The following is a 25,884-nucleotide window of genomic DNA, read 5'->3' as shown; positions in this document are numbered from 1 at the left end:
GAAAACAAATCCCTGAGCAATCCAGACACATACAAACTTCAGCATGGTGAAAACGACGGGATTATCTGGTCATTAGGAAAGTAGATAGTCGGAGGGGAGATCGCTGGCTATGCAGAAGGCTGTTGCCGATAGGCCAACGAAAAAACGTCATAGAAATCAACATCACCTTTGGTACGTTGAATTTTCTCTATCCCCGCTTTCACTGCGGACGGTACCTGCTCGTTGCGTAGCAGCTTATCCAACGTGTCCTGCGATACGTGGCGGATCGTAAACCACTCACCGTTATAACAAACACGTAAATCCAGCGTATCAATGTCTTCAAAGCGATAGGTCGGGTTGATATCCATCGAGAGTGCCAGCGTCATCACCAGCAGGAAGACGGTAAAGCCGATCAGGTACGGCAAACCAAAATAAGAGGCATAAAAGAGGATAATCGCAACCGGCACATAGCTCGCCAGCATCGCGGCAAACAGATAAGGGTGTGACTGCATGAATTTGCGGCTAAAACGTATTTTATTGTCGCGTTTTTCTTCCCGATTGATACGTTCGATCTCTTCGGTCAGAAGGCGTTTTACTTCGTCCATCGTCATCACCATCATGCTTAATGAATACAACACTGCTGGCGTCGATTAGAACATAGCCACCTGAGAGATAACAGATACAGTTCTCGACAGATTAGCTATAACAGTTCGCCGGTTGCCGGGATAACGATCCCAGCAACACTGATAACAGAATAGCGGGGATTACGGAATAGCGGGCATGGTGAGATCGGGATCGATCAGATTGTAGATGTGATTATCAAACACGGGCTGTTGCAGCAATTGATCAACCGCCAGCGCCACATCCGAGCGTGATACCAATCCCAACGTAGCTGTACCTTGCGTCAGTTTCGCATTGTGCGTCGCCACTACGTCCAGCAGACCGCCGGGACGGACGATACAATGATCCAACGTGCTGCTTTGCAGCCAGCTTTCTGCCAGCGATTTCTCACGTACCGCAAAGCCAAACGCGGCTCTGGCGCGTGGCGACAGTAGCGGCCAGCTATCACCGCAGCCCAGTGAGGTCACCAGCAGCATACGCTTGATGCCTGCCTGCTCTGCGCCGTCAATCACCGTGCGGTGTCCCTGATAATTTACCGTACCACCACCCATCGTCGATACCACAATAGCGGACGGCCCAGCAACACGGCAGGCTTCTGCCACCGTTTCTGGGTCGCAGGCATCACCTTCCACAACGGTCATCCCCTGCTCACGCCAGTGTTTAGCCTGTTCAGGATTGCGTAATACCAGTACTACTGCCTGCTCGCACTCAATGGCGCGCTGTAATAAGCAAGCACCCACCCCATTGCCTGCGCCGAAAAGTAACCACGTCATACCTGCTCCGGTTGTAATTCACTCGCCAGCGCGTGGAACGCATCAACCTGAGCGCTCAGCAGCTGGCGGTGGCTGTCTCGTCCAAGGAAGATTTTAAACATCGCCGCACCACTGGCATTAAAGAACACCACGGACGCCGTGTCCATCCCCATGAACTTACGCTCGATAAACGCAATGTGCTGACAGCTCGTCGCACGAATGTGTCCACTCAGGCCATTTTTGCCACGCAAATTAAAGTAACCGTGGCGGTGCGTACCGGTTGGTAACTCGCTCTTGAATTCCAGAATCGCATCCGCCGTGTGGCTAATGAGCGTCACTTCACCCCAGGTCGCAATCGTGTCCCACACCTGATCGAAACGATCGCCCGTCGCCAGCGTACGCTGAGCCGCAGGCAACGCCTCAACGACGGCAAACAGCGACGTATTGTACTTTCCGGCAATATCTTCCAATGTGCCATCAGGGTTGGTTGCCAGTAATTCATTCAGTGTCATGGTCATGATTGCGTCTCCGGTTAGTAGGCATGCTCTTCGGCATTAAGCTGAGGGATAATTTGTTGTAATGCCTGCATCAGGTTATTCGCCCAAAAGCGGCCATCGTTGGTCAAGCGCAGGCAGGTGGAATCGTCACAGGTCAAACCGGCCTCATGCCACTGACTCAGCAATGGCTGAAGTTCACGGGCATGTTGGGTCAGTTGAGGCAGTTTGATGCGCCCAACCTCAATACCCGCCTGAAGCTGATGCTGCCAGCGCCCGGTGGAACTGGCTGGCGTCATCATCATGATCGGTTTTTGCCCCTGATCGATCTGCTGGTAATAGCGCTCCAGACTGCGTTCCATCATGTAAGCCTGTCCGTTTATATTGCCGCCTGCGCCACTTCCCATTGCCAGGCAGTCCGCGCCTTGCTTAATCAGTAAGTTGTACAGATTGCGTTCACGCGTAGTGCGTGCCCAGTGGCTATTGCTAAGCTGGTGCCAGCCAGCATCGGCCAGAAATGCCGCGCCAGTCCGGTAAAAGTCACGCCGAGCGACCACATCAGGCAGCGCAACACGCTGGTTTTCGGCCGCTTTCGCCAGCGGCGTTGTCGGTAACAGATTAAGTGCGTACAGATCGACGCCGTCTAACGGTAAATCGCTGACGATCGCCAGATCTTCGCGCCAGATTTCCGGCGTTTGTTCCGGCAAGCCGAACATCAGATCGCATACCACTGCGGCTCTGTCCCGCTCACACAGGCGTTCAAGAAAGCGGATTGACTGCTGTTTATCCGAGGTACGCGCCATACGCTGGCGAATACGGGTATCAAACGTCTGAATCCCAATGGAGAAACGGTTCGCGCCTGCATCCAGACAGGCATCGATTCGCTCATCATCAAAATCCATCGCCCGTCCTTCTACCGTGATTTCACAGTCCGGTGCTAAGGGCAGCGAAGTGCGAATCGCACGAATGATTTGCGACAGTTCATCAGCCGCCAGCGCCGTTGGCGTACCGCCGCCAAAGTAGACCGCGTGAATGGGTGCTGACTGATGTAGCGGGCTGTCCGCTTCCATCGCTAATTCTTGCAACAGATAGCGGGTGTAGGTCGCCGTGCTGTCATCACGCAGTTTGTTTTGGTAAAAACCGCAGAACGTGCAGTGCGTGGCGCAAAAAGGAATGTGCAGATAGAGCAGACGCTTACGCGCAGGTACACTCTGCTGCTTCAGCGTCTGCCAACCGGCTGGAATTTGTTCTGGTGAAAGTGGCACATGGTTGCGCCAAGGCATTGCCATACGTCGGGCGCTAAAAGGCTGCTCACCGGGCTCGGCATAATACGGCGTCAAATCGATGTTCATTAACGGCCCCCAAATAATCAATAAAATAAATTAAATGATAATTATTTTTATTTGGCAACCTGACGGAAGCGTAAATGAGTGGGCTGAATTTGAATGCCGAAGAATAACGACAGGAATTAACAAATTGCTTTCTTTTGTGCAAACTGAAAGCATGACAAGAGAAAGTCATTAGTTTTTTATTTCATGCAGTTACGATGACTATTTCTTTTCTTTTTTAACAATTTCGAAAAAAACACCGCGTTTATTAAAGTTCGTTAATTTGGGTAAAAAAACAGACAGGATAAGTGAATATTTCCGCTCAATGACGACATCGGCAAGAAGAGATAAAAAAGAGAGAGGAATTGAGAATACCCGTTCCCCGTCCTAAACAGTGGCTAGGACGGGAACGGTTTATGGCTTACTGAATACCCTGACTGCGCAGGTAATCTTCATAGTTACCGGTGAAATCGTTCACTTTATTTGGCGTCATTTCCAGAATACGGGTTGCCAGCGAGCTAACAAATTCACGGTCATGGGAAACGAACAGCAGCGTCCCTTCATACATTTCCAGCGCCATGTTCAGCGATTCAATCGATTCCATATCGAGGTGGTTGGTCGGTTCATCCATTACCAGAATATTCGGACGCTGCATCATCAGCTTACCGAACAGCATGCGACCCTTTTCACCACCGGATAAGACCTTCACTTTCTTCTTGATATCGTCCTGACTGAACAGCAAACGACCGAGCACGCTGCGTACGGCTTGTTCATCGTCTTTTTCTTGTTTCCACTGACTCATCCAGTCAAACACCGTCAGCGTCTCATCGAATTCGTATTCGTGATCCTGTGCGTAGTAACCAATTTGAGTATTTTCCGACCACTTAACGGTGCCGCTATCTGGTTTGAAATCACCGACCAGCGTTTTCAGCAATGTCGATTTACCCACACCGTTGGCACCCAAAATGGCGACTTTTTCACCCACTTCGATCATGAGACCCAGCTTGCTGAACAGCGGGCCGTTATCAAAACCTTTGGTCAACGCTTCAACTTCCAGCGCATTACGGAACAGTTTCTTATCCTGATCAAAACGGATAAACGGGTTTTGCCGGCTGGAGGCTTTCACTTCATCCAACTGAATTTTATCGATCTGGCGCGCGCGCGATGTCGCCTGTTTGGATTTAGAGGCATTGGCGCTAAAGCGGCTAACGAACGATTGCAGTTCGGAAATCTGTGCTTTCTTCTTGGCGTTATCAGACAGTAAACGCTCGCGAGCCTGCGTCGCCGCCGTCATGTATTCATCATAGTTACCCGGATAAACACGCAGCTCGCCGTAGTCCAGATCCGCCATGTGTGTACAGACCATATTCAGGAAGTGACGGTCATGCGAGATAATGATCATGGTGCTGTTACGCTCATTCAGCACCTGCTCCAACCAGCGGATAGTATCGATATCCAGGTTGTTGGTCGGTTCGTCGAGCAGCAGGATTTCGGGATCGGAAAACAGTGCCTGTGCCAACAAAACACGCAGTTTCCAACCGGGAGCAATTTCGCTCATCAAGCCATAGTGCTGATCAACAGGAATCCCCACGCCCAGCAACAGTTCGCCCGCGCGTGATTCTGCGCTGTAGCCATCCATCTCACCGTATTCCACTTCCAGATCGGCCACTTTATAGCCGTCGGCTTCGCTCATTTCAGCCAATGAGTAGATACGGTCGCGTTCTTCTTTTACCGCCCACAGCTCGCCGTGGCCCATGATAACGGTATCCAGCACACTGTATTTTTCAAACGCGAACTGATCCTGACGCAGTTTACCCAGACGTTCATTGGGATCGAGGAAGACGTTACCGCCACTCGGCACCAGGTCACCGCCGAGAATCTTCATAAAGGTAGATTTACCGCAGCCATTCGCGCCGATCAAACCGTAACGGTTGCCGCCGCCAAATTTAACGGAGATGTTTTCAAACAACGGCTTGCTGCCGAACTGCATGGTGATATTGTTGGTACTTAACACAGCACTTATACTCGAGTCGGAATGTGATTTGGCGCGCATTATGCCACAAGCGCGCGATAGGATCGCGGTTAGTTTTGAGTAATATTTAATCGATAGCGCATACAGGAGAGAAATGCGATGCCTATAGTACGTCGTTTCAAACAGGTCGATGTTTTCACCCAGCAGCCTTTCAAGGGCAATCCGCTTGCCGTCATTATGGAAGCGAATGGGTTAACCGATGAGCAAATGCAAGATATCGCCCGCTGGACAAACCTGTCAGAAACCACGTTTGTTCTGCCAGCCACCGATCCTTTAGCGGATTATCATGTGCGCATTTTTACGCCAGAATCAGAAATCCCGTTTGCTGGTCACCCCACGCTAGGCACCGCTCACGCCCTGCTGGAAGAAGGATTGCGTCCTAAATCTCCGGGGCAGTTGATACAACAATGTGGCATTGGTTTGGTTCCAATCAACATCGGTGATGATGAGAGCCTCGCTTTTCACGCACCACAGGCCACCATCGTTCCGTTTGGCGATGAGCACATGCCGCTAATGGAAAAAGCGCTGGGCATTACCAACCTTGGTGCTACCTGCATCGATAACCGCTATCCACCTGCTGCCGTACACATGGGCATTCGCTGGCTGGTGATTCGTGTAGACAGTGCTGACACCTGTCTGAACATCATACCGGATGCAGAAGCGCTCGCCGCAGTGGAAAACCTCAGCCAGACCAACGGCATCGCCATCTATGGCCCACACGATGGGGCGACGCCTGCTGATTATGAAGTTCGCACGTTCTACATTGAACGCGGCCATCTTAAAGAAGATCCCGTTACGGGCAGCGCCAATGCCTGTCTGGCAGCGTTGCTTCGTCAGCATCACTCAATGAATAATATCGACGCACCGCTCAGTTATCTTGTGCGACAAGGCACGATGCTGCAACGTGACGGCCGAATTACCGTGACTTATCTGAACGATGAACCTTGGATCGGCGGGCACAGCGTCACGATCGTTGATGGAACGTTGCAGCGTTAAAAGGAGGGGCTTTATGGAACCGTTATCTACAGATACGTTATTTGGAGACAAGCTGTATGAGCTACGCCATCAGCCCCATCTGCGCCTAACGATACAGGAAGAGAGCGACGCTGAGGCGCTCTTTACCTTGATTCAGCAGGAAAAACCACGTCTACGGCGAACGTTGCCTTGGCCGGATTCCGTCAAAAGCGTCGATGACACGCGAGAAACCATTCGCGGCAACAGAAAGACGTTCTTCGACAAAACGTCCGCGGTATACGTCATCCGCTGGGACGATGCGCTGGCAGGCATCGTTTCCTTCAACACGATCCAAAATAAAGAAGGCGTCATCGGCTACTGGCTCGCCGAAGAATTTGAAGGTAAAGGCATTATTTCTCAGGCCGTCAGTACGCTGATAGCAGCCTATACCGATGCAAACCTCGTTGAGCGCTGCTTCATCAAAGTCTCAACCGCCAACACGCGTAGCAACGCCGTCGCCCAACGACTCGGCTTCCTTTTTCATCACACAGAGGAAGATGCGGAGCAGATTGGCGAGCAGTGGTTCGATCACCATATTTATCACTATTCCGGCTGACACGGGCTCGTAGTGTATCCTCTCACCTGATTCGCGGTGCTATCGGGCGCGCATCAGGTTCTCTTCACACCTCCGTGCATTTCATTTACTCACTCGTTATATTTTTGTGACTAACATCACAAAAATGTTGAAATCCAATTTCATCTCCGCTAACATTAAAAACGTGATGAACATCACACTTAATTAACCCGTTAGAGGAGTCTGATAATGACTATGCTTCGTAAAATCAGCAAATTCTTTAAAAGAATGGGAGACGTTTATGTCAGCTACTGTGAACGTATTGGTTCAATCATCAGCCCGTTCTGATTGTGATATAAACAATCTCTAAAGCCGCCTACTACAGGCGGCTTTTGTTTTTATCCTATTCCCACATTACCTTCATTCCCCTTCCTTTTTTGTCTACTCGCACATCACAGATTTGTGCAGCACGCCGCATGCCTGAGCATTCTCTTTTAAAAACAGCCCAATACATTTTCCTCTCACGGCAAAATCATCATTAACAGGCTATGCTTTTCTGTAGCGGTACTTGCTTCGCGTCCCCGACGTCTGCGCTAAAAGATATAAGGACATGACTATGAGTAAAGTTAAGCAACAGGATATTGACCGTCTGATCGAGCTGGTCGGCGGACGTGAGAACATCGCGGCTGTCACGCACTGCATCACTCGCCTTCGCTTCGTCTTACACGATGCTTCCAAGGCACATCCCAAAAATATCGAAGAAATGCGCATGGTGAAAGGCTGCTTCACGAATGCCGGACAATTTCAGGTCGTGATCGGCACTAACGTAGATGAGTATTACAAAGCGCTGCTCGCTACCACGGGAAAAGGAGAAATTAATAAGGAAGAAGCCAAAGTCGCCGCCCGCCAGAATATGAGCTGGTTTGAGCGCAGTATTTCACACTTTGCCGAGATCTTTTTCCCGCTACTTCCCGCGCTCATCAGCGGGGGCTTGATCCTTGGGGCGCGTAACGTTATCGGCGACATCCCGATGCGCGACGGACAAACGCTGGTACAGCTCTACCCTACCTGGCAAACCGTCTATGATTTCCTCTGGTTACTGGGCGAAGCCATCTTCTTCTACCTCCCCGTAGCCGTCTGCTGGTCAACCGTACGCAAAATGGGCGGCACACCGATTCTCGGCATCGTTCTGGGCATCACGCTAGTGTCACCACAGTTAATGAACGCCTATCTCATCGGTCAACAAACGCCCGAAGTGTGGAATTTTGGCTGGTTCACCATAGAGAAGATAGGCTATCAAGCGCAGGTCATCCCTTCCGTATTAGCTGGGATGGCGCTAGCGTTAATCGAAATACGGCTGAAAAAAATCGTGCCGGATTACCTCTATCTGGTGGTCGTGCCCGTAACATCGCTCATTCTGGCCGTTTTCCTGGCACACACGTTGATTGGTCCGTTTGGTCGTATGATTGGCGATGGCGTCGCCTGGGCCGTTAAGGCGGTGATGACAGGTAGCTTCGCCCCGGTTGGTGCCGCGCTGTTTGGGTTCTTGTATGCGCCGCTGGTCATCACGGGCGTGCACCAAACGACATTAGCGATTGATATGCAGATGATTCAGAGTATGGGCGGCACGCCAGTCTGGCCACTCATCGCACTGTCCAACATTGCGCAGGCGGCTGCCGTCGTCGGGGTGATTATCGTCAGCCGGAAAGCCAACGAACGCGAAATCTCTGTTCCTGCTGCGATTTCCGCTTTTCTTGGCGTAACCGAGCCGGCCATGTACGGTATTAACCTGAAATACCGCTTTCCGATGCTGTGCGCCATGATCGGCTCCGCCGCCGCTGCGCTCATTTGCGGCCTGTATGGCGTAACGGCAAACGGCATTGGCGTAGGGGGATTACCGGGCATCCTCTCCATCAAGCCACAGTTTTGGGGGATCTTTGCGCTCGCGATGCTGGTTGCCGCCGTCATTCCGATTCTGCTGACCGTGCTGGTCTATAAGCGCAAAAGTCGCAATGGCACGCTAGATCCCGCATAACCGCCCTAACATCTATTCAGCCGCGTCAGTTGAGCCGCGGCGATATCGCTGCAGGAGGATTTTTCATGAGTACATCACTCCCCTGGTGGCAAAACGGCGTGATTTATCAAATCTATCCGAAGAGCTTTCAGGACAGTACCGGAAATGGCATTGGCGACATCGCCGGTGTCACCGCCCGACTCGATTACCTGCAACAGCTGGGCGTCGATGCTATTTGGCTGACTCCGGTTTACCTTTCTCCTCAGGTTGACAACGGCTATGACGTGGCCGACTACTGCGCTATCGATCCAACCTACGGCACGATGGCCGATATGGAAACGTTGATCGCCGAAGCACATCGACGTCGTATTCGTATCGTCATGGATATGGTGTTCAACCATACCTCTACGCAGCACCACTGGTTCCAGAACGCTCAGGATCGCCGCAGCCCCTATCGTCATTTTTATATCTGGCGTGATGGTAATGACGGTGCACCGCCCAATAACTGGCGTTCAAAATTTGGCGGCCCGGCCTGGCGGTGGCACGCAGAAAGCAAACAATACTATCTGCATCTGTTCGCCACCGAACAAGCCGATCTGAACTGGGAGCACCCGCGCGTACGGAATGAATTAAAGCAGGTCTGTGAATTTTGGGCGGATAAAGGCGTAGACGGCATGCGGCTAGATGTGATCAATCTGGTCTCCAAGCAGCAGGATTTTCCATCAGACACACAAGGCGATGGACGCCGTTTTTATACCGATGGACCACTTATTCACGATTACTTACAAGAGTTCAGTCAGGATGTTTTTCAACCGCGCAGCTTGATGACCGTCGGTGAGATGTCATCGACCTCACTGGAACATTGCCGCCGCTACGCCGCACTGGACGGCAGCGAACTCTCCATGACGTTCAATTTTCATCATCTGAAAGTCGATTATCCCAATGGGGAAAAATGGACGCTGGCGGAACCTGATTTTATCCAACTCAAGCAGATTTTTAACCACTGGCAGCAGGGTATGCATAACCACGCCTGGAATGCGCTGTTCTGGTGTAATCACGATCAGCCACGCATCGTGTCGCGTTTTGGCGATGAAGGCGAATTCCGCGTGCAATCCGCCAAGATGCTGGCGATGGTGCTTCACGGTATGCAGGGCACGCCCTATATCTATCAGGGCGAAGAACTGGGTATGACCAATCCTGGCTATACGCAAATTGAACAATATCGCGATATTGAAAGCCTGAATCAATTTGCCGAACAACGCGATCGAGGTCAGGCAGATGAGCAAATCTTAGCGATCCTCGCCAGCAAATCGCGCGATAACGGCCGTACGCCGATGCAATGGGATGACAGCGATCATGCTGGATTTACGACTGGCACACCGTGGATAACCCCATGCCAGAACTTTCCTCACATCAACGCAGAGCAGTCGCTGGCAGATAAAGAGTCCGTCTTTTACACCTACCAGCAGCTTATCGCTATGCGTAAAGCGCTTCCGCTGCTAACGCACGGTGACTATCAGGATTTGCTGCCAGATCACCCTAACGTCTGGTGCTATCAGCGCACTTGGGAGGGGCAACGGCTTCTGGTTCTGGCAAACCTCAGCAAACAGCCCCTGCGCTGGCAGCCTCCGATGGAGACCCACGACCGCCGTTGGCGACTGTTATTTAGCAATTATTCTGATGCACAGCCGCAACCGGCAATACTGGAGTTGCGACCATTTGAAGCCATGTATTGGATACAGGGAATGCAGGAGAAAGAGGATAAGATCCAAGAATAGGGAGTATAAGGAGATGTAGCGGGGTTACCCGCTACATCGTCAAACATGTTAGATGAATTCTTTAGGAGTTCGCTCCGACCTTGCTCGCCGTTACCAAGCGATGGTGACAGAGCAATGTGTCGCAGAAACTAGCGCTTAGCCAGCAATAATCCCAGCACCAGACCGACCGTGGCGCCTATACCGATGCCGTGCCACGGTTTGTCATGCACATAAACATCAGCTTTATCCGCCACCTGCTTGGCACGCGCATAATAGCTGTCAGTCACGCCAAGGCGGGCTTTAACTTCCAGCAGCGCTTTTTCCGCCCCCTTCTTCAAATCAACATAAGCTTGGTCGGCCTGATCCCCCGTATAGCGCAGTACCTCATCCAGCGTTTCAGACAGAAGTTTTAAATCATCATCGACACGAATTTCTTCAGGCTGTTTTTTTGTCGCCGCCATAAAGTGCTTCCTTCTGTTATGAAAAGTCATGAGTTATAAATCGTTACCTTCTTAACTATAGACAATTTTGCGCGACTTCTACGGTTTCAATAGACCAGATCATTCCTAAAACAGATTTTACTGGTATAAAAAACGCCGTTGATTCTCATCAACGGCGCTTCATTACTCAACCCGACTCTCGTCAGCGGTTACATCATTGGCTGCGCCAATTGCACCAGAGAGATAAGCGGCTGCGGGTACAGACCAAAGAACAGCACAGCGATGGAAGAGATCAATACGACCACACCACCCGCGGTTAATGCCCAGTTGTTTGGCGTATCACGCTGCAACACCTGCGGTGCATTCAGGAACAAACTGACCATCACACGCAGATAGTAGTACAGGCCAATGGCGCTACCCAGAACAACCGCACCGGTCAACCACCACAGTTCAGCATTCACACCGACAGCCAACACGTAGAACTTACCGAAGAAGCCCAGCGTCATAGGGATACCCGCCAGCGACAGCATCATTACCGTCATCACCGCAGACAGAATCGGCTTATGCCAGAACAAACCACGGTAAGAGAACAGCGAATCAGCATCTGGACCACGATAAGGGCTAGACATCAGGCTAACCACACCGAACGCGCCCAGACTGCTGAACAGGTAACCGACCAGATAAACGCCGACAGTTTCCAACGCTAGTTGATGACTCTGAACCGCAATCAGGGCAACCAACAAGTAACCCAGATGCGCGATAGAGGAGTAACCGAGAAGACGTTTGATATTAGTCTGCGATACCGCCATCACGTTACCGAACAGGATCGACGCGAATGCGATAACGCCCAGCACGATTCTGACGGATTCACTGTCAGCCACTGGCGCGTACAGGAACAAACGCATTACCGCACCGAAAACCGCAATCTTACCGGCCGTTGCCAGAAACGTAGACACTGGCGCAGGTGCACCCTGATACACATCAGGCGTCCACAACTGGAACGGAACCAGAGACAGTTTGAAGCCCAGACCAACAATCATCATCCCCAAACCTGCCAACAGCAGCGGCTCATGGATTTGATGATCGCTCAAGCTCTTACCGAGGCTGGCAAAGCTCATATCGCCGGATTCAGCATAAATCAGCGCCATCCCAAACAGCAGGAAGGAAGACGCCGCCGCCGACAGCAGCATGTATTTAATACTGGCTTCCAGCGAACGCTTCAGGCGGAAAGCATAGCCGACCAGACCAAACAGCGGCAGAGAAAGCAGTTCAATCCCGATGAACAGCGAAGCCAGATGGTTAGCGCTCGACAGCAGGATCCCACCTAACGCAGCAATGAGAACCAACAGATAGAACTCATCACGGTTGTCTGGGTAGCCTTGCAGCCACGGATAAGCAAACGTGCTGGTTGCCAGGCTGGCAAGCAGAACCAGCCCGGTATAGAACATCGAGAAGCCATCAACACGCAGCAGCGGCGTCACGTCCGTTGGGCCAACCTTGCCGACAAAGTACAGTGACAGCAACGCAATATTCAGGCCGATAACCGTCATGGTTGCGTTGACAAAATGGTTGCGTCGCCACGCAATGCACAGCATCACAACCACTACCGTCAATCCGACGATCAACAGCGGCGATAGCGCAATTAGTTGTTGAAGAGTTATTGTCATGGCGAATTACGGCCTTGTTGTTGAAATAATTGAATCTGGAGCAGACGACATAAACCACTGCTGGATATTTGACATCGCGGCACTGGAGGTATCCAGAATCGGTTGCGGGTAAACCCCTAACAACACCAGTAATACCACCAACAGCATCACGATAGACAATTCGCGGAGCGACATACTCTTCAGTGGTTCATCAGATTTAGGCGTACCGTAATAAGCACGCTGGATCATGATCAGTGAGTAGACCGACGCAAATACCAGACCGAAGGTTGAGATCACCGTAATGACTGGCACAACCTGATAGCTGCCGAACAGAATCATGAATTCGCCGACAAAGTTACCCGTACCCGGCATACCCAAGGTCGCCACAGCAAAGAACAGAGACAGTGCAGGCAGGAATTTCAGACGAGACCACAGACCGCCCATTTCACGCATGTCACGGGTATGCAGACGTTCGTACAGTTGGCCACACAGAATAAACAGACCGGCAGCAGACAAGCCGTGCGCAATCATCTGAATCACTGCACCCTGATAAGCCAGTTGACTGCCAGAATAGATAGCAATCATCACGAAGCCCATGTGCGACACCGAGGTGTAAGCAATCAGGCGTTTGATATCCGTCTGTTTGAACGCCAGCCATGCGCCGTAGAAGATACCAATCACACCCAACCACATAGCGATCGGTGCAAAGGCATGAGAGGCATTCGGGAACAGCGGCAGGCTGAAACGCAGCAGACCATAGGCCGCCGTTTTCAGCAAGATACCCGCCAGGTCAACAGAACCCGCTGTCGGAGCCTGACTGTGTGCATCCGGCAACCAACCGTGCAACGGCACGACCGGCATTTTTACAGCAAACGCGATGAAGAAGCCCAGCATCAGCAGATATTCAACGCCATACGACATCGGCGTCTTCAGCAGGTCTTCATAGTTGAACGTCCAAACGCCAGTGGCATTGTGATGCACAAAGACCAGCGCCAGAATCGCGATCAACATGATCAAGCCGCTCGACTGGGTATAAATGAAGAACTTGGTCGCCGCCGTAATTCTGGTTTTACCGTCAGAGCCTTTATGCCCCCACAGCGCAATCAGGAAGTACATCGGCACCAGCATCATTTCCCAGAAGAAGAAGAACAGGAACATGTCGATGGCAAGGAATACGCCAATAACGCCGCCCAGAATCCACAGCAGGTTCAGGTGGAAGAAACCCTGATAGCGCTGAATTTCATTCCAGGAACAGAGGATTGCCAACACACCCAGCAAGCCAGTCAGCACCACCATCAGCAGCGACAGGCCGTCCAGCGCAAGATGAATACCGATACCGAAGCGCGGGATCCACGGCACATAAAACTCGGATTGCCATTGTGGTACGCCTGTCGGCGCCGTCAGTGAGTAACCGCCTTGCAACCACAGTTGCAGAGACAGTGCGAGTGTCAGCCCCATTGCAATCAACGCTATCCAGCGCGGTACTTTCGTACCAAAACGCTCTAACTGCCAGCACAGCAGACCGCCGATAAAGGGGAGAAGAATTAGCCAAGGTAGTAGCATGGCGTTTTGTGTCCCTAAATTAAAGAAATCTGAAAACTTGCCGTGGCGGGCATCCCTGTCTGCGGAATGCCCTACCTTTTATACGTTACCGGATACTGCCTTACACCAGCAGTAACAAGCCCAGCACCAGTACGGCACCAAAGCCCATAGAAGCAACGTACCAGCGCAACTGACCATTCGCACTGAGCGCCAGTCCACGATTACCCCAGCGGGTAACGGTAGCCGGAAGGGTCATCAATGCATTTAACGGATCACGCTGCAACAGCTTCGCGATAGCCAGATACGGTTTAACAAAGACATGGTCGTACAACCAGTCGAAGCCCCACGCGTGGAACCACCAGGTCGAGAAGAAACGACCTGGGGCACTCTTCGCGATGCTATTCACGGCCTGACGTTTACCCAGCCACAGCACAGCGGCAAGCAGAATACCGGCAATCGCTACCACGCCAGAAGTAATTTCCAGCGTCATCAACTGGCCGTGTTCAAGCTCAGTCGTCGCCGGTAATACACCGTGCAACGGCGGAACAATCATCGCACCAATAAAGGTGGACAGAATCATCAGCACAACCAGCGGTAAGTGGTGAGAAATGCCTTTTCCTGCATGCGCCTTAATTTTCTCTTCACCGTGGAACACGATGAAAATCATACGGAACGTATACAGCGAGGTCATGAAGGCACCAGCCAATCCAGCCACCATCAGATTGATGTGACCATTTGCCCATGCGCCAGCCAGAATCTCGTCTTTACTGAAGAAACCTGCGGTAACCAGCGGCAATGCAGATAGCGCCGCCCCCCCGACCAGGAAGCAGACATAAACCAGCGGAATCGTTTTACGCAGGCCGCCCATCTTGAAGATGTTCTGCTCATGGTGGCAGGCCAAAATCACCGAACCAGAAGAGAGGAACAGCAGCGCTTTAAAGAATGCGTGCGTCATAAGGTGGAAAATCGCGGCATCCCATGCCTGAACGCCCAGCGCCAGGAACATGTAACCAATCTGGCTCATCGTAGAATAGGCCAGCACGCGTTTGATGTCGGTTTGCACCAGAGCGGCAAAACCCGCCAGCACCAGCGTTACAGCGCCGACAATGCCCACCAGATGCAGAACATCCGGCGCCATCAGGAACAGGCCGTTGGTACGCGCAATCAGGTAAACACCTGCGGTAACCATCGTCGCGGCATGGATCAATGCAGATACTGGCGTTGGGCCAGCCATCGCATCTGCCAGCCAGGTTTGCAGCGGCAGCTGTGCTGATTTACCAACCGCACCACCCAGCAACATCAACGTAGCCCAGGTGATTTCTGGCGAACCTTCAGCTAATTTCTGCGGTGCCAAGACCATCAGTTCGCGGAAGTTGAGCGTGCCCAATTCTTTGTAAAGGATGAACAGAGCAAAGGCCAGAAAGACGTCACCCACACGCGTAACAATGAAGGCCTTCATCGCTGCCGCGCCGTTTTTCGGATTGGTGTAGTAGAAACCGATCAGCAGATAACTGCACAGTCCTACCCCTTCCCAACCGAGGTACATCAGCAACAGGTTATCAGCCAGTACCAGAACGACCATACTCGCGATAAACAGGTTGGTGTAAGCGAAGAAGCGAGAATATCCCTCTTCCCCACGCATATACCAAGAGGCAAACAGGTGGATAAAGAAACCGACACCGATCACCACGGACAGCATCGTCACAGAAAGACCGTCGAGCATCAGCGTTACGCTAATGTCGAAATTACCAACGGTCATCCATGTCCACAAATGCTGATTAAAGAAGGTGACACCGCCGCTGTGCTGCTGGCCCATAAAATCGACCACAACCCAAGCGGTAACCAGCGCAGCCAGACCAATCGAGCCAACACCGACAGTCGCTGACGTATTTTCTGACCAGCGACCACGGGAAAATGCCAGCAACAGAAAGCCGAGCAGCGGGAAGAGTATTGTTAAATAGAGTAAGTTCATCCGCGCATCTCACTGACTGTATCAATATTCAGGGTCTGACGACGACGATACATCTGTAGCAACAATGCCAGACCAATACTGGCCTCGGCTGCTGCCAGTGTAATCGCCAGAATGTACATCACCTGACCATCTGGCTGCTGCCAGTAGCTACCCGCGACGACAAAAGCCAGCGCAGCAGCGTTGATCATAATCTCCAGACTGATCAACATAAACAGCAGGTTACGACGAATCAACAGACCAGTCAGCCCCAGAACAAACAGAATAGCGGCTAAAATCAACCCGTGTTGTAACGGAATCATGCGCGTTCCCCCGTTATTTTTTTCTCAACGTCCTGGTTCGCGCTTTCTTTATTGACAACGTCACCACGTTTATCTTCACGACCAATGTGGAAAGCGACAACCAATCCCGCCAGCAGCAGCATTGACGCCAATTCAACTGCCAGAACATAAGGCCCAAACAGGCTGATACCCACCACTTTCGCCTCAACAGGCGTGCCAGTGATGCCCTGATCTTTCAGGCTAAGGATGGCGTTGACCACAATCACCAGTAACGCCAGTGAGAGAATACTTGGACCAATCCAGACGCTGGGTTTCAGCCAATTCCGCTCTTGTTCTTCGACAGAAGAGCCGAGGTTGAGCATCATGACCACGAACACGAACAGCACCATGATGGCACCCGCATACACGATGATGCTCAGCGCGCCGGCAAAATTAGCCCCCAGCGAGAAAAAGACGCCCGCAATCGCCATGAGCGAGGTGACCATATACAACAATGCATGCACAGGATTGGTATGCGTAATGACGCGCAGTGTCGCCAATATCGCAATCAAACCTGTGGTATAAAAAGCGAATTCCATGCTAGCTCCTTAGGGCAACAGGCCTTTGACATCAATAGGTTTGGCTTCATTTTCAGCTTCGCCTTTGTCTTTCCCATCGATTGCCATACCAGCCATCCGGTAGAAATTGTATTCCGGATATTTACCCGGCCCCGATATCAGCAGATCTTCTTTCTCGTACACCAGATCCTGACGTTTGTACTCGCCCATCTCGAAATCCGGCGTCAGCTGGATAGCTGTTGTCGGACACGCTTCTTCACAGAAGCCACAGAAAATGCAGCGCGAGAAGTTGACGCGGAAGAACTCGGGATACCAGCGACCATCTTTGGTTTCCGCTTTCTGCAATGAGATACAGCCGACCGGACAAGCCACCGCACACAGGTTGCAAGCAACACAACGCTCTTCACCATCAGGATCGCGCGTCAGTACGATACGACCACGATAACGTGGTGGTGGATTCACCGGCTCTTCTGGGTACATCCTGGTTTCGCGCTTCTTAAAAGCATTCGATCCCACCATACAGATACTGCGTATCTGGGTGCCGAAACCAACCACTAACTCTTTCAATGTCATGGTTTATTCACCCCTTCTTAAGCGTTGTACAAAATGACGGCGGCGGTCGCCAGCAGATTCAAAAGCGTTATCGGCAGACAGACTTTCCAACCGAAAGCCATCACCTGGTCATAACGTGGACGGGGTAACGAAGCACGAATCAGGATGAACATCATCATGAAAAAGCCAGTTTTCAGCGCAAACCAGACAAACGGTGGCAAGAACGGACCATGCCAGCCACCGAAGAATAAGGTCACCATCAGCGCAGAAACGGTAACAATCCCGATATATTCGCCCACGAAAAACAGACCGAACTTCATGCCGGAATATTCAATGTGGTAACCATCGGCCAGTTCCTGTTCAGCTTCAGGTTGGTCAAACGGGTGACGGTGACATACCGCCACGCCTGCGATGGCAAACGTGATAAAGCCGAAGAACTGCGGAATAACGTTCCACAAATGTTCCTGAGAATCGACGATGTCACGCATGTTGAACGAGCCCGCTTGTGCGACAACGCCCATCAGCGACAGGCCGATGAAGACTTCGTAGCTCACGGTCTGAGCGGAAGCACGTACCGCTCCCAGCAACGAGTATTTGTTGTTACTCGCCCAACCAGCAAACAGCACTGCGTAAACGGCCAAACCCGCCATCATCAGGAAGAACAGGATACCGATGTTCAGATCGGCGACACCCCAGGTTGGCGTGATCGGCACAATCGCAAAGGCAATCAGCATTGATGTAAACGCGATCATCGGTGCCAACGTGAAGATCACCTTATCGGTAAAGTTCGGCACCCAGTCTTCTTTGAAAAACATTTTGATCATGTCAGCGACAAGCTGTAATGAACCGCCCCAACCTACCCGGTTCGGTCCATAACGTCCCTGGAAGAGGCCAAGCAGTCGACGTTCACCCATACTCATGAATGCGCCACAGGTCACCACAACCAGCAGAATCACGATCGCTTTTCCGACGGTGATCAGAATCTCGATTAATTCCGGCGTTAACCAACTCATTGTGCGGCCTCCCGCAGATTTTCAACGGTTGCACCCGCCAGCACCGGTGCAATACCCGGCAAGCCCAGCGGTAAACCAACCTGTCCCTGACTCAATGCCGCACTTAAGCGCAGTGGCAGACGTAGCGTTTGCCCTGCACAGGTCAACTCCAGCAACGTACCGGCGTTTACACCCAGCGTTGCCGCATCAGCCGGGTTTACCATCACGTAAGGCTCTGGCATACGCTGCTGAATTACGTCAGAACGCTGTGACATTTCATCACTACCAAACAGGTGATAATACGGCGCAACGCGCCATTGACCCGCTTGTGGGACGAAAGCCGCAGGAATGTTGTCGAAATACGCCAGAGAACCTTCGCCAGCTTCGATCATACGCACACCCGGATCGCCATGACGCAAATGTCCGCCCACTTCGTCCTGGAATTTGTTCCAGGCTTGCGGTGAGTTCCAACCTGGTGCCCAGGCAAACGGAATCTGCTGACGATTGGCCGTCGGACTGTTGTTCCCTTCCATTGAGAAAGCAAACATGGTGTCTTTATCGACAGGCTGACGCGGTTCATGCACGCTGATATTGGCACGCATCGCAGTACGGCCGCTGGAGCGAATCGGTGAACGCGACAGTTTCTGACCACGAATACGGAACGAAGCGTCCGGTGCGGCATCTTTAATCGCAGCCAATTGCGGCAGTTCAGCGACACACGCGTCAATCACGTTATCCAGTTGCGTCCAGTCAACCTGACGGCTGTTATAGGTGATATACAGCGAGTGCAGCCAGCGCCAGCTTTCCAGCATTACAATTTTGTCGTTGTAGTACGTTGGGTCATAAACCTGGAAGAAACGCTGAGCGCGGCCTTCCTGATTCACCAACGTACCGTCGCTTTCAGCAAAGCTGGCGGCAGACAGAATGATGCTGGCCTTGTCCATAATGCGAGTACGCTGATGATCGACCACAATCAGGTTCTCAGCTTTTTCCAGTGCCGCATCAACGCGAGCGACCGGTGCATGACGGTAGAGATCGTTCTCCAGAACCACCACGCTGTCGGCTTCGCCGTTTTCTAACTGCACCAGCGCGTCATCCAGCGAACCGCCGCCCATGATTGACAACCCAATGCTGTTTGCAGCAGGTGCAACAAAGGTAATACCGACGTCAGAGCCGCGATTTTTCAGCGCTTTGGCAACGTTTGCCGCAGCAGAGATCACATCTTCGCTGCCCGCGTTAGTGCCGGAAATGATGAGCGGTTTTCTCGCACCAGCCAGTGCCTGTACGATGATATCGACTTTCTGGTCGAGACCTGCAGCGAGGTCAGTGACTGCTGGGGCACTGCTATCTAACCCGTGTGCAATCGCAAAACCAAGACGCGCCTGATCGGCAACGGGTGCACGGTAGTTCCATGCAGCAATGTCGTCCAGACGGGTGTTGTCGACGTTAGTGACAAACAGCGGGTGCTTGGCATGCTGACCAATGTTCATGATCGCCGCAATCTGCCAGTCAGCCACTTTCTGTGCTGCTGCCATTTCGCGAGCTTTGCCTTTAACGGCCTGACGAACGGCCAGTGCGATACGCGCACCCGTCTGTGTTAAATCTTCACCCAGAATCAGAACTGCATCGTAGCCTTCGATCTCACGCAGCGCTGGCGTTCTTACACCGCTTTCGCGCAGCACTTTCAAGATCAGTTGCAGGCGATTTTGTTCTTCCTGCGCGATACCGGTATAGAAGTTCTCTGCACCCACCAGCTCACGCAACGCGAAGTTGCTTTCAATGCTGGCACGCGGTGAACCAATACCGATGGTTTTCTTCGCCTGACGCAGAACATCCGCAGCACCTTGCAGTGCCTGATCGGCATTCAGCGCGATCCAATCATCACCACGACGCTGCAGTGGTTGGCTTGGACGGTCTTTCTGGTTGACATAGCCGTAACCAAAACGGCCGCGGTCACACAGGAAATAGTGGTTTACGCTACCGTTGAAGCGGTTTTCGATACGGCGTAACTCGCCATAGCGTTCGCCGGGGCTGGTATTACAGCCGATGCTGCACTGTTGGCAGACGCTCGGTGCAAACTGCATATCCCATTTACGGTTATAGCGCTCGGAGTGCGTTTTATCGGTGAATACACCGGTAGGGCACACTTCAACCAGGTTACCGGAGAATTCGCTTTCCAGCGTGCCATCTTCCGGGCGACCGAAGTAGACGTTGTCGTGTGCGCCGTAAACGCCGAGATCTTTACCATCCGCATAGTCTTTGTAGTAACGCACGCAGCGATAGCATGCGATACAGCGGTTCATCTCATGAGAAATGAACGGCCCGAGATCCTGATTGCGGTGGGTACGCTTGGTGAAACGGTAGCGACGGAAGTTCTGCCCCGTCATAACCGTCATATCCTGCAAATGACAGTTACCGCCTTCCTCACACACCGGACAATCATGCGGGTGGTTGGTCATCAGAAACTCAACTATCGTCTTACGGAATAGTTTCGCTTCTTCATCGTCAATCGCGATGAACGTTCCTTCGGTTGCTGGTGTCATACAAGACATCACCAGACGACCGCGAGTATCTTCCGCGTTTTGATACTGTTTTACCGCACAGAGGCGGCAGGATCCGACGCTCCCGAGCGCGGGGTGCCAGCAAAAGTAAGGAATATCAAGTCCCAGAGTCAGGCAAGCTTCCAGAAGGTTGTCCGCTCCGTTTACTTCATACTCTTTGCCGTCTACATGAATAGTAGCCATAGTCAGCATGCTTCCATAATGGCCCGTGTTGCCACAGGCGCTAATCAAAAATTCTGTATACCCTCATCTTTCAAACCGCAAATGCGTTGGCTACCTGCGCCTTGAAATCTATTGGGTTTATGAGGGTGGCTTATTTGCGCCACCCTGCGGATACATTCACTGCATCTCGCACGTGTTAGGCACTGGTTTACCAGCGCTCTTTCAACAGGTTAGGCTGAATACCGCCAATCGCTTTGAGGTTGCCTAAATACTGTTTAGAGATACCAGCTTCGAATTCTTCTCGGAAATACTTAATGGCACTTTGCAGCGGCTCGACCGCACCCGGCGCATGCGCACAGAAGGTGTTACCCGGCCCAAGGAAGCGGCAAAGCTGTTCCAGCGTTTCGATATCGCCAGGCTGGCCTTCACCATTTTCCAGCGCACGCAGAATCTTCACGCTCCACGGCAGACCATCACGGCACGGTGTACACCAGCCACAGGATTCACGGGCAAAGAACTCTTCGAGATTACGCGTCAACGAGACCATATTGATTTCGTGATCGACCGCCATCGCCAGCGCGGTACCCATACGGCTACCTGCTTTTGCAATGTGCTCAAAATCCATTGGTAGATCGAGATGGTTTTCCGTCAGGAAGTCCGTACCTGCACCGCCCGGCTGCCAAGCTTTCAGTTTCAGACCATCGCGCATGCCACCCGCGTAGTCTTCCAGAATCTCACGCGCCGTGGTGCCGAAAGGCAGTTCCCACAGGCCCGGATTCTTGACGCGGCCGGAGAAACCCATCAGTTTCGTGCCTGCATCTTTACTTTTACCGGCAGACAGTCCCTGATACCACGCCGCACCGTGCTCAATAATCGCCGGTACGTTACACAGCGTTTCGACGTTATTGACACAAGTTGGTTTGCCCCAAACACCCGCAGACGCCGGGAAAGGCGGCTTGGAGCGAGGGTTGGCACGACGGCCTTCCAGCGAGTTAATCAGTGCAGTTTCTTCACCGCAGATGTAACGCCCTGCACCCGTATGCACGAACAGCTCGAAATCAAACCCGCTGCCCAGAATATTCTTGCCTAACAAGCCAGCGGCTTTTGCTTCTTCAATTGCGCGACGCAAGTGAACAGCAGCTTCGATGTACTCGCCACGCAGGAAAATGTAGCCGCGGTAGGCTTTCAGCGCAAAGGCGCTGATTAGCATGCCTTCAACCAGCAGGTGGGGCTCTTGCTCCATCAACAGGCGGTCTTTATAAGTACCTGGTTCCATCTCATCCGCGTTACATAACAGGTAGCGGATGTTCATGCTTTCATCTTTCGGCATCAGGCTCCATTTCAAGCCTGTTGAAAAGCCCGCGCCGCCACGTCCTTTCAGACCTGCGTCTTTAACCAGCGAGACCACTTCATCCTGCGCCATACCCGTTAACGCTTTTTGCGCAGCGACATAACCATTTTTACTGCGATATTCATCCAGCCACACCGGCTGTTTGTCTGCGCGTAAACGCCAGGTCAGAGGATGCTGCTCAGCAGTCAGAACAATGTCTTTACTCATTGATACTGCTCCAATAACGATTCGATACCTTCCGGCGTCACATGGCTGTGGGTATCGTCGTCAATCATCATTGACGGCCCCTTGTCACAGTTACCCAGGCAGCAGGTCGGCAGCAGCGTGAAACGTCCATCGAACGTTGTCTGCCCCGGTTTGATGCTGAGCTTACGCTCAAGCGCAGCCTGAACACCCTGATAGCCATTGATGTGGCACACGACGCTATCGCAATAGCGAATAATATGACGCCCGACTGGCTGGCGATAAATCTGGCTGTAGAACGTTGCCACACCTTCCACGTCACTGGCGGGGATACCCAGCAGATCGGCAATCGCGTTGATAGCACCATCCGGTACCCAGCCACGTGCTTTTTGCACAATTTTCAGTGCTTCAATTGACGCGGCACGTGCATCTTCGTAGTGATGCTTTTCGTGCTCAATGGCGTCACGTTCGGCGTCACTCAATACAAAAGCATTTTCTTTTGTCAGCGAATCGGCAGCAGGTTGTCCCTGAGCGTCAATATGATCGTGATTGTTGTGATCATGCATAATTAGCGGTCCACATCTGACATTACGAAATCAATACTGCCGAGGTAAACGATTAGGTCGGATACCAGACATCCACGAATTACAGAAGGAATCTGTTGCAGATGCGCATAGCTCGGCGTGCGAATACGGGTACGGTAGCTCATCGTGCCGCCGTCACTGGTCAGGTAATAGCTGTTGATGCCTTTTGTTGCCTCAACCATCTGGAATGATTCATTGGCAGGCATAACCGGTCCCCAGGAAACCTGAAGGAAGTGGTTAATCAGCGTATCAATATGCTGCAGCGTGCGCTCTTTTGGCGGCGGCGTCGTCAGCGGGTGATCCGCTTTGAACGGCCCTTCCGGCATGTTCTTGAGGCACTGATCCAGAATCCGCAGGCTCTGACGCAGTTCTTCAACTTTCAGCATAACGCGGCTATAGCAATCGCTAATGCCATCGCCTACTGGCACTTCAAAGTCAAAGTTTTCATAGCCTGAATACGGACGCCATTTACGCACGTCGAAACCGATGCCTGTGGCACGCAGACCTGCACCAGTTACGCCCCACTCCAATGCTTCTTTCGCATTGTAGGCGGCAACGCCTTGAGTACGGCCTTTCAGAATGGTGTTCTGCAACGCGGATTTGACATACGTGTCCAAACGAGCTGGCATCCAGTCGAGGAATTCACGCAGCAGACGCTCCCAGCCACGTGGCAGGTCGTGCGCGACACCGCCAATACGGAACCAGGCTGGGTGCATACGGAAACCGGTAATCGCTTCAACCAAATCGTAAATTTTCTGGCGGTCAGTAAACGCAAAGAACACCGGAGTCATTGCCCCGACGTCCTGAATATAGGTACTGATATACAGCAAGTGGCTGTTAATGCGGAACAGTTCGGACAGCATCACGCGAATCGTTTTGACACGATCCGGCACCTCGATACCCGCCAGTTTTTCAACGGCCAGCACGTACGGCATTTCGTTAACGCAGCCGCCAAGGTATTCAATACGGTCGGTATAAGGAATGTAGCTGTGCCAGGACTGACGCTCGCCCATTTTCTCCGCGCCGCGATGGTGATAACCCACATCAGGCACGCAGTCGACGATTTCTTCGCCATCCAACTGCAGAATAATACGGAAAGCACCGTGAGAAGACGGATGGTTCGGACCGAGGTTGAGGAACATGAAGTCCTCATTTTCAGTGCCGCGCTTCATTCCCCACTCTTCCGGTTTGAACGTCAGCGATTCCATTTCCAGATCTTCTTTCTGCTTGGTCAGCTCGAAAGGATCGAATTCAGTCGCACGCGCCGGATAATCTTTACGCAGCGGGTGACCTTCCCACGTCTGCGGCATCATAATGCGCGTCAGATTTGGATGACCATTGAAGGTCATGCCGAACATCTCCCACGTCTCCCGCTCATACCAATTGGCATTCGGGAAGAGTTTGGTCACGGTCGGTAAATGCAGATCATTCTCGGCCAACGCGACCTTCAGCATGATGTCGCGGTTACGTTCGATAGAAATTAAGTGGTAAAAAACGGAGTAGTCGGCGGCAGGTAAACCTTCACGATGGGTACGCAGACGCTCATCCATTCCGTGCAGGTCAAACAGCATGACATAAGGCTTCGGCTGTTTTTTCAGGAATGTGACAACATCGAGTAATTGCTCACGTTTAACCCACACAACGGGAATACCTGTGCGGGTTGCCTGTACAGTAAATGAATCTGGTCCAAAACGGTTACACAGTTCGCCAACGACCGGATCGTTAAGATGATCGCGGGTTTGCCAGCCTGGCTGAGCGAGATCGTGTGTCGTTAAATCTGTCATAAATATGTCACCACATTAAATGTGCTATTTCTGTATCTGATAATGACCGCACACTATTATCGGGGTATTACACGGCCACCGGATTTATCAGCTACAGGTCAAATCTCATCAGGCGAACGCAGGTTAGTCACAGCGATTCGCTCGCCGCGTTTGCGCTCACGCTCAGATTGCATGTTGGCGCGGTAAACGCCCTGTTCACCTACCACCCATGACAGAGGGCGGCGTTCTTTACCGATAGATTCTTTCAGCAGCAGCAGCGCTTGCATGTAGGCTTCAGGGCGCGGAGGGCAGCCCGGAATATACACATCAACAGGCAGGAATTTATCTACACCCTGAACGACGGAGTAGATATCGTACATGCCGCCGGAATTGGCGCATGCGCCCATGGAGATAACCCATTTAGGTTCAAGCATTTGCTCGTACAGACGCTGAATAACGGGAGCCATCTTGGTAAAACAGGTACCAGCAACCACCATGAAGTCAGCCTGACGTGGCGACGCACGCAGAACCTCAGCACCAAAACGCGCAACGTCATGGACGGCGGTAAACGACGTCACCATTTCTACATAGCAACAGGAAAGGCCGAAGTTATACGGCCACAGGGAATTCTGACGACCCCAGTTCACCGTATCGTGTAATGCATGTTCCAGTTTGCCCATATAGACACTGCGGTGAACATGTTGCTCCAGAGGGTCGGAAACGATCTCCTGACGTTGCAGGGGATAACGGTCATTCTCACCGTCCGGCTCTATGCGGGTGAGCGTATAGTCCATCT

22 protein-coding genes are annotated in these 25,884 nt (G+C 52.1%); 4 read left to right on the top strand and 18 right to left on the bottom strand.

Features of this window, described 5'->3' with window-relative positions; genetic code table 11:
* Positions 1-107 precede the first annotated feature (107 nt).
* The 5 genes from DUT67_RS07485 to DUT67_RS07465 form a co-directional block, all read right to left on the bottom strand.
* Positions 108-584: a YlaC family protein gene (locus DUT67_RS07485; RefSeq protein ID WP_223254627.1), complete on the bottom strand. Its 477-nt coding sequence runs from the start codon at positions 582-584 to the stop codon at positions 108-110.
* A gap of 159 nt (positions 585-743) precedes the next feature.
* On the bottom strand, positions 744-1,373 hold the full coding sequence (locus DUT67_RS07480) for an NAD(P)H-binding protein (RefSeq protein WP_048259493.1): 630 nt from the start codon (positions 1,371-1,373) through the stop codon (positions 744-746).
* Positions 1,370-1,873 (bottom strand): heme utilization cystosolic carrier protein HutX, encoded by a 504-nt coding sequence (hutX, locus tag DUT67_RS07475; RefSeq protein ID WP_223254628.1) that lies wholly within the window; start codon positions 1,871-1,873, stop codon positions 1,370-1,372. The genes DUT67_RS07480 and hutX overlap by 4 nt, the downstream gene beginning before the upstream one ends.
* A gap of 11 nt (positions 1,874-1,884) precedes the next feature.
* On the bottom strand, positions 1,885-3,198 hold the full coding sequence (gene hutW, locus DUT67_RS07470) for a heme anaerobic degradation radical SAM methyltransferase ChuW/HutW (RefSeq protein ID WP_048259491.1): 1,314 nt from the start codon (positions 3,196-3,198) through the stop codon (positions 1,885-1,887).
* 397 nt (positions 3,199-3,595) lie between these two features.
* A complete protein-coding gene (locus DUT67_RS07465) occupies positions 3,596-5,188 on the bottom strand; it encodes an ABC-F family ATPase (protein WP_072062021.1) in 1,593 nt (530 codons plus the stop codon).
* A 117-nt stretch (positions 5,189-5,305) separates the two neighbouring features.
* Between DUT67_RS07465 and DUT67_RS07460 the strand changes: the two genes are divergently transcribed.
* The 4 genes from DUT67_RS07460 (at position 5,306) to treC (ending at position 10,526) form a co-directional block, all read left to right on the top strand.
* Complete coding sequence (locus DUT67_RS07460; RefSeq protein ID WP_048259490.1) at positions 5,306-6,202, top strand: PhzF family phenazine biosynthesis protein; 897 nt, start codon at positions 5,306-5,308, stop codon at positions 6,200-6,202.
* Positions 6,203-6,215: 13 nt separating this feature from the next.
* Positions 6,216-6,776, top strand: coding sequence for a GNAT family N-acetyltransferase (locus DUT67_RS07455; protein WP_048259489.1), 561 nt, complete (start codon positions 6,216-6,218; stop codon positions 6,774-6,776).
* A gap of 574 nt (positions 6,777-7,350) precedes the next feature.
* Complete coding sequence (gene treB / locus DUT67_RS07450) at positions 7,351-8,769, top strand: PTS trehalose transporter subunit IIBC (protein ID WP_048259488.1); 1,419 nt, start codon at positions 7,351-7,353, stop codon at positions 8,767-8,769.
* Between the two features lie 65 nt (positions 8,770-8,834).
* On the top strand, positions 8,835-10,526 hold the full coding sequence (gene treC, locus DUT67_RS07445) for an alpha,alpha-phosphotrehalase (RefSeq protein ID WP_048259487.1): 1,692 nt from the start codon (positions 8,835-8,837) through the stop codon (positions 10,524-10,526).
* Between the two features lie 128 nt (positions 10,527-10,654).
* Here the strand turns inward: treC and elaB are convergent, their stop codons facing one another.
* The 13 genes from elaB to DUT67_RS07380 form a co-directional block, all read right to left on the bottom strand.
* Positions 10,655-10,966 (bottom strand): stress response protein ElaB, encoded by a 312-nt coding sequence (gene elaB, locus DUT67_RS07440; RefSeq protein ID WP_048259486.1) that lies wholly within the window; start codon positions 10,964-10,966, stop codon positions 10,655-10,657.
* A gap of 188 nt (positions 10,967-11,154) precedes the next feature.
* Complete coding sequence (gene nuoN, locus DUT67_RS07435) at positions 11,155-12,612, bottom strand: NADH-quinone oxidoreductase subunit NuoN (protein ID WP_048259485.1); 1,458 nt, start codon at positions 12,610-12,612, stop codon at positions 11,155-11,157.
* Positions 12,613-12,618: 6 nt separating this feature from the next.
* Positions 12,619-14,154: an NADH-quinone oxidoreductase subunit M gene (gene nuoM, locus DUT67_RS07430; RefSeq protein WP_048259484.1), complete on the bottom strand. Its 1,536-nt coding sequence runs from the start codon at positions 14,152-14,154 to the stop codon at positions 12,619-12,621.
* Between the two features lie 100 nt (positions 14,155-14,254).
* A complete protein-coding gene (gene nuoL, locus DUT67_RS07425) occupies positions 14,255-16,105 on the bottom strand; it encodes an NADH-quinone oxidoreductase subunit L (RefSeq protein WP_048259483.1) in 1,851 nt (616 codons plus the stop codon).
* Positions 16,102-16,404 carry an NADH-quinone oxidoreductase subunit NuoK gene (nuoK, locus tag DUT67_RS07420; RefSeq protein WP_005969835.1) on the bottom strand — a complete coding sequence of 101 codons (303 nt, stop codon included), beginning with the start codon at positions 16,402-16,404 and terminating at the stop codon, positions 16,102-16,104. Before nuoK ends, nuoL begins: the two co-directional genes overlap by 4 nt.
* Positions 16,401-16,961, bottom strand: a complete 561-nt coding sequence (nuoJ, locus tag DUT67_RS07415) for an NADH-quinone oxidoreductase subunit J (protein WP_048259482.1) — start codon at positions 16,959-16,961, stop codon at positions 16,401-16,403. Before nuoJ ends, nuoK begins: the two co-directional genes overlap by 4 nt.
* Before the next feature lie 9 nt (positions 16,962-16,970).
* Positions 16,971-17,513, bottom strand: a complete 543-nt coding sequence (gene nuoI / locus DUT67_RS07410; RefSeq protein WP_005969838.1) for an NADH-quinone oxidoreductase subunit NuoI — start codon at positions 17,511-17,513, stop codon at positions 16,971-16,973.
* A gap of 17 nt (positions 17,514-17,530) precedes the next feature.
* Positions 17,531-18,505: an NADH-quinone oxidoreductase subunit NuoH gene (gene nuoH / locus DUT67_RS07405; RefSeq protein ID WP_048259481.1), complete on the bottom strand. Its 975-nt coding sequence runs from the start codon at positions 18,503-18,505 to the stop codon at positions 17,531-17,533.
* The gene (gene nuoG / locus DUT67_RS07400) at positions 18,502-21,228 is read right to left on the bottom strand and encodes an NADH-quinone oxidoreductase subunit NuoG (protein ID WP_048259480.1); all 2,727 of its coding nucleotides are present in this window, start codon (positions 21,226-21,228) and stop codon (positions 18,502-18,504) included. Before nuoG ends, nuoH begins: the two co-directional genes overlap by 4 nt.
* A 187-nt stretch (positions 21,229-21,415) precedes the next feature.
* Positions 21,416-22,765 (bottom strand): NADH-quinone oxidoreductase subunit NuoF, encoded by a 1,350-nt coding sequence (gene nuoF, locus DUT67_RS07395; protein ID WP_048259479.1) that lies wholly within the window; start codon positions 22,763-22,765, stop codon positions 21,416-21,418.
* Complete coding sequence (gene nuoE, locus DUT67_RS07390) at positions 22,762-23,307, bottom strand: NADH-quinone oxidoreductase subunit NuoE (protein ID WP_011094553.1); 546 nt, start codon at positions 23,305-23,307, stop codon at positions 22,762-22,764. The genes nuoF and nuoE overlap by 4 nt, the downstream gene beginning before the upstream one ends.
* 2 nt (positions 23,308-23,309) lie before the next feature.
* Entirely contained in the window at positions 23,310-25,109 is a 1,800-nt protein-coding gene (gene nuoC / locus DUT67_RS07385) for an NADH-quinone oxidoreductase subunit C/D (protein ID WP_048259478.1), read from the bottom strand.
* A gap of 98 nt (positions 25,110-25,207) precedes the next feature.
* Positions 25,208-25,882, bottom strand: coding sequence for an NADH-quinone oxidoreductase subunit B family protein (locus DUT67_RS07380; RefSeq protein WP_005969846.1), 675 nt, complete (start codon positions 25,880-25,882; stop codon positions 25,208-25,210).
* Positions 25,883-25,884: the final 2 nt, after the last annotated feature.

Source organism: Pectobacterium peruviense (assembly GCF_003312355.2).
Lineage (GTDB): Bacteria > Pseudomonadota > Gammaproteobacteria > Enterobacterales > Enterobacteriaceae > Pectobacterium > Pectobacterium peruviense.
The sequence above is the reverse complement of the archived record's forward strand: the minus strand, read 5'-3'. Positions and strand labels throughout refer to the sequence as shown.

Bases quoted from the DNA above. Each gene is read 5' to 3' on its own strand.
- hutW (WP_048259491.1), bottom strand. From the start codon at position 3,198: ATGAACATCGATTTGACGCCGTATTATGCCGAGCCCGGTGAGCAGCCT.
- elaB (WP_048259486.1), bottom strand. From the start codon at position 10,966: ATGGCGGCGACAAAAAAACAGCCTGAAGAAATTCGTGTCGATGATGAT.
- DUT67_RS07480 (WP_048259493.1), bottom strand. From the start codon at position 1,373: ATGACGTGGTTACTTTTCGGCGCAGGCAATGGGGTGGGTGCTTGCTTA.
- nuoM (WP_048259484.1), bottom strand. From the start codon at position 14,154: ATGCTACTACCTTGGCTAATTCTTCTCCCCTTTATCGGCGGTCTGCTG.
- nuoF (WP_048259479.1), bottom strand. From the start codon at position 22,765: ATGAGTAAAGACATTGTTCTGACTGCTGAGCAGCATCCTCTGACCTGG.
- nuoI (WP_005969838.1), bottom strand. From the start codon at position 17,513: ATGACATTGAAAGAGTTAGTGGTTGGTTTCGGCACCCAGATACGCAGT.
- DUT67_RS07460 (WP_048259490.1), top strand. From the start codon at position 5,306: ATGCCTATAGTACGTCGTTTCAAACAGGTCGATGTTTTCACCCAGCAG.
- nuoN (WP_048259485.1), bottom strand. From the start codon at position 12,612: ATGACAATAACTCTTCAACAACTAATTGCGCTATCGCCGCTGTTGATC.
- nuoC (WP_048259478.1), bottom strand. From the start codon at position 25,109: ATGACAGATTTAACGACACACGATCTCGCTCAGCCAGGCTGGCAAACC.
- nuoK (WP_005969835.1), bottom strand. From the start codon at position 16,404: ATGATTCCGTTACAACACGGGTTGATTTTAGCCGCTATTCTGTTTGTT.
- nuoL (WP_048259483.1), bottom strand. From the start codon at position 16,105: ATGAACTTACTCTATTTAACAATACTCTTCCCGCTGCTCGGCTTTCTG.
- nuoH (WP_048259481.1), bottom strand. From the start codon at position 18,505: ATGAGTTGGTTAACGCCGGAATTAATCGAGATTCTGATCACCGTCGGA.
- DUT67_RS07455 (WP_048259489.1), top strand. From the start codon at position 6,216: ATGGAACCGTTATCTACAGATACGTTATTTGGAGACAAGCTGTATGAG.
- DUT67_RS07485 (WP_223254627.1), bottom strand. From the start codon at position 584: ATGGACGAAGTAAAACGCCTTCTGACCGAAGAGATCGAACGTATCAAT.
- treC (WP_048259487.1), top strand. From the start codon at position 8,835: ATGAGTACATCACTCCCCTGGTGGCAAAACGGCGTGATTTATCAAATC.
- nuoG (WP_048259480.1), bottom strand. From the start codon at position 21,228: ATGGCTACTATTCATGTAGACGGCAAAGAGTATGAAGTAAACGGAGCG.
- DUT67_RS07380 (WP_005969846.1), bottom strand. From the start codon at position 25,882: ATGGACTATACGCTCACCCGCATAGAGCCGGACGGTGAGAATGACCGT.
- nuoE (WP_011094553.1), bottom strand. From the start codon at position 23,307: ATGCATGATCACAACAATCACGATCATATTGACGCTCAGGGACAACCT.
- treB (WP_048259488.1), top strand. From the start codon at position 7,351: ATGAGTAAAGTTAAGCAACAGGATATTGACCGTCTGATCGAGCTGGTC.
- nuoJ (WP_048259482.1), bottom strand. From the start codon at position 16,961: ATGGAATTCGCTTTTTATACCACAGGTTTGATTGCGATATTGGCGACA.